At 58.0% G+C, this 16,720-nt stretch carries 11 protein-coding genes; 7 read left to right on the top strand and 4 right to left on the bottom strand.

Annotated features, from left to right (window positions below; all coding sequences use genetic code 11):
* Nucleotides 1-15: 15 nt before the first annotated feature.
* Entirely contained in the window at nucleotides 16-1,068 is a 1,053-nt protein-coding gene (gene lipA / locus FRH_RS13455) for a lipoyl synthase (RefSeq protein WP_139528124.1), read from the bottom strand.
* A gap of 180 nt (nucleotides 1,069-1,248) precedes the next feature.
* Nucleotides 1,249-2,247 (bottom strand): LysR family transcriptional regulator, encoded by a 999-nt coding sequence (locus tag FRH_RS13460; protein WP_239286198.1) that lies wholly within the window; start codon nucleotides 2,245-2,247, stop codon nucleotides 1,249-1,251.
* Nucleotides 2,248-2,527: 280 nt separating this feature from the next.
* Here FRH_RS13460 and FRH_RS13465 point away from each other — a divergent pair, with 280 nt between their 5' ends.
* The 6 genes from FRH_RS13465 (at nucleotide 2,528) to FRH_RS13490 (ending at nucleotide 10,209) form a co-directional block, all read left to right on the top strand.
* Nucleotides 2,528-4,912: a DUF3141 domain-containing protein gene (locus FRH_RS13465; protein ID WP_281997024.1), complete on the top strand. Its 2,385-nt coding sequence runs from the start codon at nucleotides 2,528-2,530 to the stop codon at nucleotides 4,910-4,912.
* Between the two features lie 321 nt (nucleotides 4,913-5,233).
* Entirely contained in the window at nucleotides 5,234-7,861 is a 2,628-nt protein-coding gene (topA, locus tag FRH_RS13470; protein WP_153843810.1) for a type I DNA topoisomerase, read from the top strand.
* Entirely contained in the window at nucleotides 7,858-8,319 is a 462-nt protein-coding gene (locus FRH_RS13475) for a DUF6586 family protein (protein WP_153843809.1), read from the top strand. Before topA ends, FRH_RS13475 begins: the two co-directional genes overlap by 4 nt.
* A gap of 119 nt (nucleotides 8,320-8,438) precedes the next feature.
* On the top strand, nucleotides 8,439-8,903 hold the full coding sequence (locus FRH_RS13480) for a 2-hydroxyacyl-CoA dehydratase (protein WP_153843808.1): 465 nt from the start codon (nucleotides 8,439-8,441) through the stop codon (nucleotides 8,901-8,903).
* Between the two features lie 185 nt (nucleotides 8,904-9,088).
* Complete coding sequence (locus FRH_RS13485; protein ID WP_139528118.1) at nucleotides 9,089-9,721, top strand: L,D-transpeptidase; 633 nt, start codon at nucleotides 9,089-9,091, stop codon at nucleotides 9,719-9,721.
* Between the two features lie 224 nt (nucleotides 9,722-9,945).
* Nucleotides 9,946-10,209, top strand: coding sequence for an Lpp/OprI family alanine-zipper lipoprotein (locus tag FRH_RS13490; protein ID WP_016914087.1), 264 nt, complete (start codon nucleotides 9,946-9,948; stop codon nucleotides 10,207-10,209).
* A gap of 99 nt (nucleotides 10,210-10,308) precedes the next feature.
* Here the strand turns inward: FRH_RS13490 and FRH_RS13495 are convergent, their stop codons facing one another.
* Together FRH_RS13495 and mfd are read right to left on the bottom strand one after the other, a co-directional pair.
* Complete coding sequence (locus FRH_RS13495; protein WP_153843806.1) at nucleotides 10,309-11,442, bottom strand: L,D-transpeptidase family protein; 1,134 nt, start codon at nucleotides 11,440-11,442, stop codon at nucleotides 10,309-10,311.
* Nucleotides 11,443-11,540: 98 nt separating this feature from the next.
* The gene (gene mfd, locus FRH_RS13500) at nucleotides 11,541-14,990 is read right to left on the bottom strand and encodes a transcription-repair coupling factor (RefSeq protein WP_281997025.1); all 3,450 of its coding nucleotides are present in this window, start codon (nucleotides 14,988-14,990) and stop codon (nucleotides 11,541-11,543) included.
* A 242-nt stretch (nucleotides 14,991-15,232) separates the two neighbouring features.
* On the opposite strand from mfd, the gene FRH_RS13505 reads away from it, so the two are divergent.
* Nucleotides 15,233-16,687, top strand: coding sequence for a glyceraldehyde-3-phosphate dehydrogenase (locus FRH_RS13505; protein WP_139528115.1), 1,455 nt, complete (start codon nucleotides 15,233-15,235; stop codon nucleotides 16,685-16,687).
* The last annotated feature ends 33 nt before the right edge of the window (nucleotides 16,688-16,720 follow it).

Here is a 16,720-nt window from a genome sequence, read left to right on the forward strand (position 1 = left end):
GCAGTCCGCGGCGAGTTAGCCCACGTTGAAGGCGGGGATGCGGTTGCTGTCCGGCTCTTGACCTGGAATGGCCGCAGGAGCGGCAAGACCCAAGTTGTTCTTTTCGAACACGCGGTCTGCCCGGTAGCTGGAGCGCACCAGTGGGCCAGAAGGCACTTCCATGAAGCCTTTCTCTAGTCCCAGTACGCGATAGCGCTCGAACTCGTCGGGGCTGACCCAGCGCTCCACCGCTAGGTGGTTTTTCGTCGGGCGCAGGTACTGCCCTAGCGTCACGATATCGACACCAATCTCACGCAAATCGTCGAAGGTTTGCAGGATCTCTTCGTCCGTTTCTCCCAGCCCCAGCATCAAGCTGGTTTTGGTGATGATGTCGGGGCGATACTGCTTGGCGTGGGCCAATACGTCGAGCGTTTTGCGGTAGCCAGCGCGAGGGTCGCGCACTTTGCTGGTCAGCCGCTCGACGGTTTCGACGTTTTGGGCAAACACCTCCAATCCCGAGTCCACTACGCGCTCGATGGCAGATTTGTCGCCATCGAAATCGGGTGTGAGAGCTTCCACGACGACATCGGGCGTGCGCGCTTTGATGGCACGGATGCAGTTGGCGTAGTGAGTAGCACCACCGTCGTCGAGATCGTCACGGTCCACGGAGGTCAGCACGATATAGCGCAGCCCCATCAGCTCGACGGACTTCGCGGTGTTGTCGGGCTCTTCGTGGTCCAGCCAGCCTTTCGGGTTGCCCGTGTCCACCGCGCAGAAGCGGCAGGCACGCGTGCATACGGAACCCATTAGCATGATGGTCGCGGTGCCGTTGCTCCAGCACTCGCCCATGTTAGGGCAGTGGGACTCGGCGCAAACGGTGCTTAGGCGGTGAGTGGCCACGTTCTTCTTCACGGCGTCGAATCGCTCGCCGCCGGGAATTTGCGCGCGCAGCCACTTAGGCTTGCGCTCGAGTGACGGGGCATCCACCTGCGCTTTGCGCTGCTTCATGCCGTCTTTGATCACCGTCATGCCGTGTTCGTTACGGAATTTTTCGCCGCTGGGCACGCGCTGGGAAGGGGTGTTGCTCATAGGAGAGAGCCTCTCTACTGTGCGGCTGGCAAAGGGAACGATCGCACGAGGTACGCTGCAAACCACGTTTGTCTAACGGAGTCGCTCGGCGACTGCCTGCCATGCCCTGAGTAACGCTAACTGATACGTAGGTTGTAGATAATGTAACATATCTGAACATCAACAAGACACCGTGTACCGCTACTCATCGTGTGCCAATGAGAGAGGGGGCAGGCAGGAAACGCCATGACTGGGTAGCGGGCTAGCCGGGGCCTGAAAGTGGCGCTGGAACTCGCTTAGATGCTCACGGACGAAGCGTAAGAAAAGCTCGGCCACTGGCGTCGGGAAGTGGTCGCGGCGATACACCGTGCACCAAGCGCGGCGAATGGGGAAGTTGGGCAGTGCCAGGGTGGCTAGCAACCCCTGTTCGAGCTCGCGCTGTACGGCTAAACGGGGCAACACGGCGACACCCAGGTGAGCCATGACTCCCTGTTTGATAGCTTCGTTGGTGCCCAGCTCGATACGGTGGGCCAGCCCCACTTCCTGATCCACGGCGAGCTGCTCGAAGGCACTGCGCACCCCTGATCCTGGTTCGCGCATCAGCACGAAATGCCGCGCGAAATCGACCAGCGTCGGGCGAGGCATGCTGAGCAGTGGATGCTCTGGCCATACCACCGCTACCAATTCGTTTTCGAGGATCGGCATGACCACTAAGCCATCGTCCTCGGGCACCATGGCCATGATAACGACGTCATCCTGCTGCTCGGCCAGCCTTTCGAGTGCCTGACTGCGATTGCAGACCTTTAGCCGTAGCTGCACGTCTGGATAGCGTGCGCGAAATTTAGCCAGCACATAGGGCACGACATACTGCGCGGAGGAGACGGCAGCGACGTTCAACTTGCCGCTGATTTTGCCGTTAATGTCTGAAAGGCTCATTTGTAGACGAGAGAGCTGCCCAAAAATTTCCCGGGTCGAGAGCGCCAACGTATCGGCAGCAGGGAGAGCGTGAAGTGTTTTTCCCGCGTACTTGAACAGCGGCTGCCCAACGGCTTGCTCTAGCTGACGCATCTGCGCACTCACGGCAGGTTGGGTCAAGCCTAGCTGCTCGGCCGCTCGGGAGTAAGAGCGTTGACGATGTACCGCTTGAAACACCTGTAACTGACGGAACGTTAAGCGGTTGAGCAGCGTGGGGGATGACATAATTACCTCGGGGTAAGCTTCCTCTAGGTGAGATGCGCAGGCGCTTTGCGTGCCTCTGCTAGCGATAAGCGCGGCGTCATCGGTGAAATGCTACCACTGATTGAGCGCTACCGCTTTGAAAGCTGTGGGGATACGACTCTGGTGCGGGTGGCTTAAAGAGGGGCAAGTACAAAAGCGGGCGGTAATCATCGACGTTAGGCAGGGAGTGGCCTAAACTATATTGCATTGCAGCATCATTGCTTCGGGACGGGTGCCCAGCATCAACCCAACGGGAGACTCTATGAACTTTCTCGCAAACCCACTACTGGCGTCGACATCGAGCAGTGACGCGCTCGCAAGCATGATGGACCCCTTTGGGTTCGGACGTGCGGCCATGAACTACTGGCGAGACAGCGTCGAGCGTAACATTCTTTACTGGGATGTCATGCGTGAACGCGGTAACCAATATCTAGCGCACATGGAGCAGACCAAGCCCAATGTGTTGGGGTTCGAGACAGAAGTTTTGATGGATGGGCGTACGCTGCCCAACCCGACGAACTATGAGCTGCTGCGCGTTCTTCCGCCTAGTAATGTCCAGGTCGACCCACAAAAACGTCCCTTCGTGGTGGTCGATCCCCGCGCAGGCCATGGTCCTGGGATCGGCGGTTTCAAGCCGGACAGCGAGCTTGGTGTTGCCTTGAAGGCGGGACATCCTTGCTACTTCATTGGCTTCTTGCCTTTCCCAGAGCCGGGCCAAACCGTCGAAGACGTGGTCGAGGCGGAAGTGGCGTTTTTACGACACGTCATCGAGCTGCACCCAGAAACCACCGAAAAACCCATGGTGGTCGGCAACTGTCAGGCAGGCTGGCAGATCATGATGGCGGCCGCTTTGGAGCCCGATGTCTTCGGCCCGATCCTGATTGCCGGAGCACCGCTCTCTTATTGGGCAGGCGAGCACGGTAAAGCGCCCATGCGCTACACCGGTGGCATGACGGGCGGTAGCTGGATCACGGCGCTGACCAGCGATATCGGCAATGGTCTGTTCGACGGCGCTTGGCTGGTACAGAACTTCGAGCGCCTCAATCCGGCCAACACCTACTGGAAGAAGCAGTACCACCTTTACGCCAACGTGGACACCGAAACCAAGCGCTACTTGGAGTTCGAACGTTGGTGGGGAGGCCACGTGGTATTGGGCGGCGACGAAATTCAGTACATTGTCGACAACCTATTCGTGGGCAATCGTCTCTCGACCGCGCAACTGGTCACTCGCGACGGTCGTCGCATCGATTTGCGCAACGTGCGTTCGCCGGTCGTGGTGTTCTGCTCGCGTGGCGATGACATTACGCCGCCGCCCCAAGCGTTGGGCTGGATTCGTGATCTTTACGAAGGCGAGGAAGATATCATCGCCAACGAGCAAACGATCATTTACTGCCTGCACGATACCACCGGCCATTTGGGTATTTTCGTCTCTGGTAGCGTCTCGCGTAAAGAGCACTCCGAATTCACGGCGAACATGGATTATATCGACGTCATGCCGCCGGGGCTCTACGAGACGACCATCTCCCATGCCAGTGAGCGTACGGATGCCGAACTGATCGAGCGGGACTACCTGCTGGAGTTCACGCCGCGTAATTTCGCAGAACTCGACCAAGACGTGATGCACAAGCCCGAGGATGATCGGCGCTTTGCGACGGTCGCGCGTATCTCCGAAATCAATTTGGGACTTTACCGTCTTTACCTGCAGCCCTGGCTACAGGCTGTCATGACACCTGAAGCTGCCCGCTGGATTCGGCGCATGCATCCCATCCGCTTAGGATACAAGCTCCTCTCAGATCGCAATCCGCTGACGGTGCCGCTACCCGTCATGGCAGAGTACGTTCGTCGTCATCGTCAGCCGGTCGAACAGGACAATATGTTCAAAGCATTGGAAAGCATGGCGTCCGATCAGATCGTGGCGAGCTTGGATGCTTGGCGAGATCTGCGCGATAGCAGCACTGAGCGGATGTTCATGGATATTTACGGTCAGCCGCTTCTGCAAGCAGCCGTCGGCTTGTACGGCGATGCCCACGTCCATCGTCGCCGTCCGGGCGCCGAGCCTGAGCACCGTCGTTTTATCGAGCATCGTCAAAACGAGCTGCGCCACAAAATTGCCCAGGGGGGGCCTCATGAGGCCGTGATGCGCTCCGTTATTTACGTGCTTGGCGGTGCACCGGCCACCGACGAGCGCAACTTCAAGCGGTTGCGTGCATCACGCGCAGAACTCGAGCCGAGCACTTCGCTTAGTGAGTTCAAGCGTTTGGTTCGCGAGCAATTCTTCATTCTGAAGCTCGATAGGGAGCAAGCATTAGCATCGCTGCCCACGCTGCTGAAGGGTCAAAGCAACGAGCGCATCGATGGCTATATTACTCACCTCGAACACGTGTTTGCGGCGAGCGGTGAGCTCTCGGAGCACGCGGCCGAACGCTTCGAGCAGGTTAAGGCTCTGTTTGACAAGGCGCGCCCCAAAGCCGTGAGCGCACCTGCAGCCAAGGCGTCCGGCGAGGCTGAGAACGCCTCCGTTGAGAGTGACAAGACAACGGAGGTGGCGCCTGCTAACGCCGCGCAGGATACGGCCAGCGATACGGCTGCTAAAAAGCCCTCACGTCGAGCGCCAAGCCAGCGAAAAGGAACCCAGCGCAAGCAATAATACGCTTGCCTGACGTCGCTGCGCCCCCACTCACTCGTGGGGGCGTTTTTTATGCAAGGCAACTGTTTGGGTTGCCGAGCGGCAAGCGGCAGTCTAGTGTCTAGCTACCCCTTGATAAAACGGCATCTCCTATCTTTCGAGTGTGACGCACTGACGATGCGAAGCGTCAACCCTGCATTTCCCGGTTAGGTTGCTACTGGCGCTTCATCAAGGGCTGGGGTAGGGTAGGCGCATTTTTTCATGGTCGTCATGCCAAGGTGGTGGCGGCAACGTATTCAGAGCATGGGCGACAGCGCCTGGGCAATAGGAAAGTGGAGCACTATGGGCAAGTCACTGGTCATCGTCGAATCGCCCGCGAAAGCGAAGACGATCAATAAGTATCTCGGCAACGATTTCATCGTCAAGTCGAGCGTGGGCCACATACGTGACCTGCCGACCAGCGGCTCAGGCAAGGCAGCCTCCGACCCGAAGGAGCGCGCTCGCCAAGCCGCGGCAACGCGTAAGATGTCGGCGGAAGAGAAGGCTGAGTATAAAAAGCGCAAGGCCCACGATCAGTTGATTCGGCGTATGGGTATCGACCCCGATAACGGCTGGGAAGCTCACTATGAGGTGCTGCCCGGTAAAGAGAAGGTCGTCGCCGAACTCAAAAAGCTCGCCGAGAAAGCCGATGCCGTCTATCTCGCGACGGATTTGGATCGTGAAGGGGAGGCCATTGCGTGGCATCTTCGCGAGACCATTGGGGGCGACGACAGCCGCTATAAGCGCGTGGTGTTCAACGAAATTACCAAGAACGCCATTCAAGATGCCTTTAAAGCGCCTGGCGCGCTGAACTTGCCGCGCGTCGAAGCCCAGCAGGCACGTCGTTTTCTCGATCGTGTCGTGGGCTTCATGCTGTCGCCTTTGCTGTGGGCAAAAATTGCTCGGGGGCTTTCTGCTGGGCGCGTGCAGTCGGTGGCGGTGCGCCTGATCGTCGAGCGTGAGCGGGAGATCCGTGCGTTCATTCCCGAAGAGTTTTGGGATGTGCATGCGGACCTCGTCTCCCCAGAAGGCGAGCTGGTGCGGTTTGCTCTGGCGAGGCAAGATGGGAAGGCGTTTCGTCCTACTTCCGAACAAGAGACGATGGAGCGCATCGCTCAGCTGCGTAAAGCCAAGCTGTCGATCACCTCTCGCGAGGATAAGCCGACCAGTTCCAAGCCCACTGCACCGTTCATCACCTCGACACTTCAGCAGGCCGCCAGTGGTCGATTAGGGTTTTCGGTCAAGAAAACCATGACCATGGCTCAGCGCCTCTATGAAGCGGGCTACATCACCTATATGCGTACTGACTCCACCAACCTCTCGAAAGATGCGGTTGAGAGCGTTCGTTCGTTTATTGGTGATGAGTATGGGGCGCGCTATTTGCCCGAGTCGCCCAATCGTTACAGCAGCAAAGAGAGCGCCCAGGAGGCCCACGAGGCCATCCGGCCCTCGAGTGTCGAGCGTAAAGCAACGGATCTCTCTGGCATGGAGCGCGACGCCGAGCGTCTCTACGAGCTCATTTGGCGACAATTCGTGGCATGCCAAATGACCCCTGCCGAGTACCTCTCCAGTACGCTGAGTGTGGAAGTGGATGGCTATGAGCTGAGAGCCAAGGGCCGCGTGCTGAAATTCGATGGTTACACACGGGTGATGAAACCCACCGGCAAAAATGAAGATCAAAGCTTGCCGGACCTGCCGACCGGCACGAACATGCGTCTCGAGACGCTCGATCCACAGCAGCATTTCACCAAGCCGCCTGCTCGCTACACCGAAGCCAGCTTGGTCAAAGAGCTAGAGAAGCAGGGCATAGGGCGCCCTTCGACCTACGCGTCGATCATCTCGACCATTCAGGACCGCGGCTATGTGAAGCTGGAGAGCCGCCGTTTCTATGCCGAAAAACTAGGGGATATCGTCACCGAGCGGCTGAAAGAATCCTTCCCGGATCTGATGGACTACTCCTTCACGGCGCGCATGGAAGATAGCCTCGATGAGGTGGCCGAAGGCGAGCGTAATTGGCAGGCGCTGCTCGACGCGTTCTACGATGAATTCCGCATGGAGTTGATGAAGGCCGAAAGCGAGGAGGGCATGCGCCCCAACCAGCCGGTGCCTACCGACATCGACTGCCCGAGCTGCGGCCGGAAAATGCAGATTCGCACGGCCTCGACCGGCGTATTCCTGGGGTGCAGTGGCTACAATTTACCGCCCAAAGAGCGCTGCAAGACGACCATCGACCTGATTCCTGGCGAGGAAGCGGTGGCAGAAGATGCCGGTGAAGAGGCGGAAACCGATGCGCTGCGCGCCAAGCGCCGCTGCCCGAAATGCGGCACGGCCATGGATAACTACCTGATCGATGAAACCCGCAAGCTGCACATTTGCGGTAACAGCCCTGACTGCGAAGGCTACGAAGTCGAAAGCGGCAAGTTCAAGATAAAAGGCTATGACGGCCCGCTCATCGAGTGCGATAAGTGCGGCTCGGACATGCAGCTCAAGTCCGGCCGATTCGGCAAGTATTTTGGTTGTACCAACAGTGAGTGTAAAAACACCCGTAAGCTGCTGCGCAGCGGCGAAGTAGCGCCGCCCAAAATGGACCCCATCCCCATGCCAGAACTGGCCTGCCAAAAGGTAGATGACCACTATGTACTGCGCGATGGGGCAAGCGGACTGTTTTTGGCGGCGAGTAAATTCCCTAAAAACCGGGAAACACGCCCGCCGCTGGTCAAGGAACTCAAAGCGCATGCCGATGAGCTGCCGGAGAAGTACCACTTCATCTTGAAAGCGCCGAGTGAAGACCCGGATGGTCGTCCTGCGCAAATTCGCTACTCACGTAAAAACAAAGAGCAGTACGTGATGACCGACGAAGAGGGTAAAGCGACCGGGTGGAAAGCAACCTTCGAAGGCGGCAAATGGCACGTGGAGGATAAACGTAAGTGAGCCCGCGTTCCCGTACTAACCAGTTATTGTATCAGGCCGAACTGCTGGTAGGCCTACCGGTAGGCGATGACGAGCACAGCCCTGCCCGTCGGATGGCCATCGAGGAGAGCGCGCTGGCGCTGTTCGAGCTAGCACTGGGCTCGCTGCTCAAAGAGGTGACCGAGCACGCACGTTTGACGAACCATGACTGGCGCGCGCTACTCGCCAATGACGGGCCCGATGTGGCCGAGCTTCAGCGTCTGCGTGACGCAATGCATCAACCCGACCACTGGCTTCATTGGCTTGTGGGGCAGCTAGACAAGCTGCACAGTGACGAAGGGGCCGCACGGCGCACCGTGCAGAACCCTGCCATGATCGCCGTTGGCAGCCAGCGCTCGCTGGCAGAGCAGCTGTTGGACAACCTAGCGGCTGCCAAACGAGAGATCGCTTCGCTGAGAGAGACCAGCGAGGAGTGGTAGATCGCACTGCGCTAACATAGGGTCGAGGGAGGCGCGATGAGGAAATCGGCGCTGTGCGTTAGCCTTGAAATGGGCTGATTCGCCCTCAGGTTCTTAACACAACCACAGAGGAGACACGGATGCGCTACAACCAAGTCAAGGATCTCATCGAGTGGGCGACAGGCTATCATGCTCGTATGGCGCGTCAGTATAGCGATGCTGCCAGTCAAGCCGAGCACGAACGTTTGGCCATGGCGCTACGCTATTTAGCGGACAGCGAGTTGAAAATGAAAACGGGGCTAGAAGCGCTGTTTCATGATGGCTCAGACCACCGCGAAGTACTGGAGACCTGGTTCGATGATTCCAGCGATTTCCCGCAGCCCCCTGAGCTGGAAGCGCTTGCCGAGCAGAGTGTGGCGGGCTCCATCGATGAGCTAACCGAGACGGCAGTAGAGGCTCATCGTAAGCTTCAGAGCCTCTATGAGCATCGGGCGTCACGAGCCAAAATCGAGCCAGAGGAAACGTTTTTCAATGCTCTTGCTCAAGGCCACAACGCAGAGGCTCGCAAGCTCGTCGTCAGTATGCAAGAGTTTGACGACCTCTAGGTGCGGGCTGCTCGATGTAGCGCCATCGACTGCACCGTTTTGCTGGCGCATCGTGTAGAGCGAGCGATGCTTATCAACGCATATTGCTTGCTAATACGCTGACAATGGCGGCATCTTTAAGGTATAACAGCCATCATTAACGCATTGTCGGTCAGCACCGCTGGCCCGTTTTTTTGAGAGCCATAATGATGCCTGTGAACCGCCGCCGATTTTTAGCGATGGCCCTGAGCTGGCCCGCCGTAGCCACCGCTGCGACGACCAGCACCGTCGACGACTATGCGCCGCCCGACCTAGTGGCGACGTTGCTTACTCGTGCGCCAGTGCCGCGCCATAGCAATGAGCTATGGGTGCTGATCGACGACAAAGACGCTACGCTGAGTATTTTCCGTGGCAATGCATTGATCGAACGCTTCGCGCCTATCTCTTTAGGCCGTGGTGGGGCCAAGACCCAGCGTGTTCGCGGTGATAACGTCACGCCGCTGGGCGAGTTTCGGATCAATCGATTTAATTACGAAAGTCAGTGGCATATCTTCATCGGTATCGATTATCCTACGCCACCTCACGCCCGAATGGCGCTCGATGCAGGTATCTATTCCCAAGCGGATTACGAGGCCTACTTCGATCACTACCGGCGTTTTGGCTCTCCCCCGCAAAATACGGCGCTGGGAGGCGCTATTGGCATTCACGGGATCGGCGGCGGTGATCCAGACATTCACGGTAACTTCCACTGGACCCAAGGGTGTGTGGCGGTGACCAACGAAGAGATCGAGCGAGTCGCCCAGCTAGTAGATGTTGGCACTCGCGTGGTGATCCGCTAGGCTTGTGTTGTTGAAGGAAGTTCTAGGTTTTGAACACGTGGCTATAGACAACCGCTGTGGTCTATTATAAAACAGCGTTTGACTTGCGTGCCCTGGTACGTAACCCTGGTACAAGTCGCTGTAACGAACCTGCACCGCAGGTAGACAAATTTAAGCTAACGTTTTAGCCTTATTTTTTGTCATACCCTTAACGTAGTACCCAAGGAAGACTCAAGGAGAACACTATGACTCTGAAGACTGCTCTGAAGATGACTGCCGCTGCCGCTTCTCTGGCAATCCTGGCTGGCTGTGCTTCTACCAGCGCTCTGGAAGAAGTTCGCATGACTGCTGAATCTGCACAAGCTGACGCTGCAGAAGCTCGCAGCATGGCTTCACAAGCTCTGAACACTGCAAACCAAGCTCAGCGCGACGCGCAAGCTGCTCTGCAGATGTCTGAGCAGAACCGTGAAGAAATGAACCGCATGTTCCAGCGTTCCATGCAGAAGTAATTCTGCTTGGGCCACCGGACATGATGCATGTTCGGTGGCTGCTGTAGATGTGAAAAACCCCGCCTTGGCGGGGTTTTTTGTTGTCTAGCGTTTGCCTTATCAGGCATCGCCTTCCACACGGACGGTAGTGGAGAGCTCGACACCCTCCAAAATCCCTTCCAGTTGTTGTGTGGGCTGCGGTTCGGGTTCCGGCTCAGGAGCAGGTGCCTGTGGGCCGTAAAGCGCCACGAAACGGCCATTTGGCGCTTCTACCGCACGCTTGACCTGTTCGTAGTCTATCTCCGCTTGATCTTCAGCAAGTTCGCTGACGCGCTCGATGGCATTGAGCAACGGCTCGAAGTCACCGACGTTCTCTTCCAGCTGCGGATAAGACTGCACGAACAGCGTACCGTCAGCTGCCCAACCCGCTTTGAACGGTGCGTCCATCAGGTTGACTTGAGTGCCGCTAGGCAGACGCTCGTAGAGCGATTCGATATCCTCCGGGTACATGCGAATACAGCCACGGCTGACACGCATACCCACGCCATCAGGACGATTGGTCCCATGGATCAAGTAGCTCGGCATAGCCAGCAAGATGGCATGACGGCCAAGCGGGTTGTCAGGCCCTGGTGGAACGATAGCGGGTGCAGGCTCGCCCCTTGCAGCCGCTTCACGACGCATCGAGGCGGGCGGTGCCCAGGCAGGGTCTTTGACTTTGACCGTGGTCCGCGTGATGCCTACCGGAGTTGCGAACTCCTCGCGGCCAACGCTGACAGGGTAGGTTTCCACAATGCCGGGATTGTCGGCAGGGTAGTAGTAAAGACGCAGCTCGGAGAGATTGACCACCACGCCCTCACGTGGCGCAGGCGGCAGAATGTAGCGCGCCGGAATCACTACCTCGGTACCTTCACCCGGTACCCATAGACTAACGTCTGGATTCGCCATGCGAATCTCTTCGTAGCCAATATTATGGCGACGTGCGATGTCGATCAGCGTCTCTTCCGGATTATCGACGGTAACGGTGTAGTACTCACCGATGATGTCGCCATGTTCGGGTAAGCGGAAATGGCCACGCGGCAATTCACGGGCGTCGGCAACTTGCTCGGCACTGGCAGCGGCATCGCCGGTGATGGCCACCGCCGTCTCGGCTTGTTCGGCCGACGGTTGTGCATGAGCGGGGCCTGCTAGGCTGGCTGCTAGCAATACGGCTAGGCTGGTGGGGCCCCAACGGGTGATAGTCTTACGAATGGTCATGGTCGATCCTAGTCAATGTATGCACGGCTGGTACGCATGGTAACAGGCAGCGTTGCGTAACCGATGTGTGCTGCTTAAACATAAGTTTGCCCCAAGGTTCACGCTGCCGCTACTTTTTGATTGAGGGTCGTGAGCAGGGTTTCGATCTTTTCGAAACGCTGTTCGGCCGATTCCATTGGAAATTCAAATCGTAAGGTGTCTGAGCCGTCCAGGCGGTAGTGCTGGGGGGATGTCTGGATCAGGGTGACAAGCGTTAGCGGGTCGATCTCGGTGCTGCTATTGAAGATCACTCGCCCGCGCTGTTCGCCCGCTTCAATGCGGGCCACGCCGAGCTGCTCGGCTCGGTGGCGTAGCTTGGTTTGGCGTATCAGGTTTTTCAATGGCTGGGGGAGTAGGCCGAAACGGTCGATTAGCTCCACCTGGAGCTCTTTCAGCTCGGCATCCGACTCAGTGTTGGCAATGCGTTTGTACATGACCAGACGCTGCTGTACATCGTGCACGTAGTCATCTGGGATCAAGGCGGGCAGATTAAGGCTAATCTCGACGCCGGTATTGAAGGGGGCGTCGATATTGGGCGTTTTGCCCGCGCGAATGGCCTTCACCGCTCGGTCCAGCATCTCCATGTAGAGAGTGTAACCGATGGTTTCCATTTGGCCGCTCTGCTCATCACCCAAAAGCTCTCCGGCGCCGCGAATTTCCATATCGTGGCTGGCCAGTGTGAAGCCTGCGCCGAGATCGTCGGACGCGCTGATGGCTTCGAGGCGTTTGACCGCATCGCGAGTCATGGCTTTGGGGGGCGGCGTCAGTAGATACGCATAAGCCTGATGATGGCTGCGTCCCACGCGGCCACGCAGCTGGTGAAGTTGCGCCAAGCCAAACTTGTCGGCCCGCTCGATCAGAATGGTATTGGCACTGGGGACGTCGATCCCCGTTTCGATGATGGTCGAGCAAACCAGCACGTTGAAACGGCGATGATAGAAGTCTGACATGACACGCTCGAGACTGCGTTCAGGGAGCTGACCATGGGCCACGGCCACGCGCGCCTCGGGTACCAGTTCGCGAATCTGTTCAGCCGCGTTCTCGATGGTTTTGACTTCATTGTGTAAGAAGTACACCTGGCCACCGCGCAGAATCTCCCGCAGCAGCGCCTCTTTGATGACGCTGTTGTCTCGCTGCTGCACAAAGGTTTTGACCGACAGACGCCGAGCGGGAGGCGTAGCGATAATGGACAGATCGCGGATGCCGCTCATGGCCATGTTGAGCGTGCGAGGAATCGGCGTGGCCGTTAGCGTGAGAATATCGATTTCAGCTCGCAGGGTTTTGAGCTTCTCTTTCTGGGCGACGCCAAAGCGGTGCTCCTCGTCGATGATCAACAGCCCCATTTTGGGTAGTTCGACGCTTTTTGAGAGCAATTTGTGGGTGCCGATGACGATATCGGTCTGGCCACTTTTGATGCTCTCCAGCGTTTGGGTCATCTCTTTGCCGCCGGTAAAACGCGAGATCAAGCTGATATTGACGGCGGTATCGGCAAAGCGGTCGCGGAAGTTTTCGAAATGCTGGCGCGCTAGCAGGGTGGTGGGCACCAGTACCACGACTTGTCGGCCGGACTGCACGGCGAGGAATGCCGCCCGCATGGCGACCTCGGTTTTACCGAAGCCCACATCGCCGCACACCACCCGGTCCATTGGCTGGGGCGACACCATATCGCCGATGACGGCCTCGATGGCCGCTTGCTGGTCGGGTGTCTCTTCGAAGGGGAAGCTGGCCGCGAAGCGCACGTACTCCTCCCCAGGCGTTTCGTAGATCACGCCTTGCTGGGCTTCGCGGCGCGCATAGATGTCGAGCAGCTCGGCAGCGGTATCGCGGATTTTCTCGGCGGCTTTGCGACGGGCTTTTTCCCACTGATCGGAGCCCAGTTTGTGCAGTGGGGCGAGCTCGTCATCGGCGCCGCTGTAGCGGGAGATGAGGTGTAAGCTGTCCACCGGCACATATAGCTTGGCGCCGTCGGCGTAGGAGAGGGCAAGAAACTCATTGGCCTGACCGCCTGCCTCTAGGGTTTCCAACCCCAGGTAGCGACCCACGCCGTGGGCCTGATGAACCACCGGCGCGCCCTCGCGCAATTCGGAGAGGTGTCTTACCGCCAACTCATTGTCGTCGGTGGCCTTTTCCCGCCGACGGCTTTGGCGCACCACGTCGCCAAACAGCTCGGTTTCGCTGATCACCGCCACATTCGGCTCGGTGAGCCAGAGGCCGCTGCCGACCAAACTTTCGGTAATCGCCATGCGTTGGGTGCCGGCCAAGAATGCTTGGAAACTGTCGCTATGAGGCAACGACAGTTTCAGCGGAGCGAGGACGTCTTCCAGAGCTTCCCGTCGTCCGCGGGATTCCGCGACGAACAGCACACGGGTGTCGGAGTGCTGTTCCAAAAAATTGGCCAGCTCGCTCAACGGCTGCTTGGCGCGGGCGTTGATCGAGAGGGTAGGTAGGGCTTGTGCCAGTGGGCTCAGCGCGTGGCGCTGGGTGTCGTCCTCGGTGAGCTCCAGGCGTGGCCGCGCTTTGATGGCGGAAAACACCTCGTTGACCGGGAAAAAAGCGCGATGGGGCGGCAAGAGCGGGCGCGTCGGGTCGACGCCAAGATTGACATAACGCGATTCGATGGCCTGCCAGTGCTGCTCGGCAGCTTCAAATACGCCTGGCAGAAGGGCGACGCGGGTGTCGTCGGTGACGTGCTCGAACAGGGAGGCGGTTTCGTCGAAGAACAGCGGTAAGTACTGCTCTAGCCCGGGAGAGGGGATCGCTTTCAGCGCGTCGTTGTAGAGTGGGCACTGGCGTGGGTCGACGTCGAAGAGCGTTTCGAACTGTTCGCGGAAGCAGGCAATCGCGCTACGACTCAACGAGTACTCATGTGCGGGCAGCAGCTCGATGGTGTCGACTTTGTCCGTAGAACGCTGACTGCCAGGATCGAAGTGGCGCAGTGTATCGATCTCGTCATCGAAGAGATCGATGCGGATCGGTTCGTCCATGCCCATGGCAAACAGGTCGATGATGGCGCCGCGCATGGCGTACTCACCTGGCTCGTACACCGTTTCGACCGCACGATAGCCTGCCCGGGAGAGCGATTCACGAAACGTCTCGCGGTTTAACGTAGCGCCAGCCTTGAGTGTCATTACGCGGCCAGCGATATAGGAGACCGGCGGCAGGCGCTGCATGAGCGTATTGATCGGCACGAGCACGATGCCGCGCACACCATCTTGCAATTGGCGCAGCGTTCTCAGCCGCGCAGAGATGATGTCCTGGTGCGGCGAAAAGCTGTCGTAGGGCAGCGTTTCCCAATCGGGAAAGGGGAGTACGGGCACGCTGCTGTAAAACGCCAGATCCTGCTCCAGACGCTGCGCGCTGGCTGTGTTGGGGGTGATCACCAGCAGTGGCGCATGGGAGGCTGTTTGAGCGAGCGCCAAGGCAGTCGCACTGCCCGGCGGCGCTTTCAGGTAAAGCGTGTCGCGTATCCCTTGCGGCTGAGGCGGTTCGAGCAGAGAGAAAGAAGACATAATTAAGGTATCGTTTTGCGCAGAAACGGAACCAAGATCATACACGATCCGCCCTTTCGCGCAGAGGCTTTGGCGCCATGGGGCGTTAAGATCGCTTGGTCGCTGCATCATTGGCGTTTGTAGTCAATACCCTTTTTCTGTAATACCCCTACATGTTGTGCGACTATCCATTCATTGCGGCACCTTAATAAGCTCCGGATAATACTCGGGACATCCCCGTTCATAACTCAATGAGGCCGCACGTGAGTCAGCAAGCGCTCGAAAACGTTTTTCAGGAATGGCAAAACAACGAAGCCCTGGCGGAGCAAATGATCCCACTAGTGGGGCAGCTCTATCGCCAGAACAACGTTGTAGCCACGATGTTCGGACGCTCTCTGATCAAGCGGTCGGTCATTCGCATTCTCAAAGATCACCGTTTCGTGCGTAAGATCGAAGGGACCGAGCTGTCCGTGGCGGATACCTTTCCCATCGTCAAGGCGATGAGCGAGATGAACCTGGGGCCTGCCCACGTGGATGTAGGCAAGCTGGCGGTCAGCTTCAAGCGGCAAGGTGGCGGTGACCTGAATGCCTTCTTGAACAAGGAGCTGAACGAGATCATCGACGGCTACCAGCCGGGTGCCAGCACGGGTGAGCCAAAAGATGTAGTGCTTTACGGTTTTGGGCGCATTGGACGCTTGCTGGCCCGGGTCATGGTCGAAAAAGCCGGTGGCGGTAACCTATTGCGTCTACGTGCCATTGTGGTGCGTGGTCGCGGGGACGTTGCTAAAGATCTAGAGAAGCGCGCTAGCCTGCTACGCCGTGATTCTGTGCACGGCCCGTTCGATGGTACCATCACTGTCGATGCCGATGCGCGTACCCTGACCATCAATGGCAACGTGGTCCAAGTGATCTATGCGGATTCTCCGAGTGACATCGACTACACCGCCTATGACATCCACAACGCGGTCATCGTCGACAATACCGGTATCTGGCGCGACGAAGCGGGCCTGGGGCAACATTTGGAGTGTAAAGGAGCAGCAAAAGCGCTGCTGACCGCTCCAGGTAAAGGCGATATCAAAAACATCGTGTTCGGTATCAACCACGAGTCGATCGGCGATAGCGACCGTATCGTCTCGGCGGCATCGTGCACCACCAACGCCATCGTGCCGGTTCTCAAGGTGCTCAACGATGAGTTTGGCGTGGTGACGGGGCACGTGGAAACCGTCCATGCTTACACCAACGATCAGAACCTCATCGATAACTACCACAAGGGCGATCGTCGCGGCCGCAGCGCAGCACTGAACATGGTGCTGACCGAAACCGGTGCTGCCAAAGCCGTTGCCAAGGCGCTGCCGGAGCTGGAAGGCAAGCTGACCGGTAACGCCATCCGCGTGCCCACGCCGAACGTCTCCATGGCGATTCTAAATTTGACCCTGGAGAAAGGCACCGACGCCGAAGCGCTCAACGACTATCTGCGTCGTATGTCCATCGATTCCGCTTATCAAAAACAGATCGATTTCGTCGACTCGGCCGAGGTGGTCTCGTCGGATTTCGTCGGCAACCGCCATGCGGGCATCGTTGATGCCAAAGCGACCATTGCCAACGGCAACCACGCGGTCGTGTACGTTTGGTACGACAATGAGTTTGGCTATAGCTGCCAGGTCATTCGCATTCTGCAGCACATGTCCAACGTGCAATTTTTGAAGCTGCCACACTAAGCCGATGCGGCTATAGACGCGGTAAGCGCTAAA

The organism is Halomonas sp. A020 (genome assembly GCF_027943625.1).
Lineage (GTDB): Bacteria > Pseudomonadota > Gammaproteobacteria > Pseudomonadales > Halomonadaceae > Vreelandella > Vreelandella piezotolerans.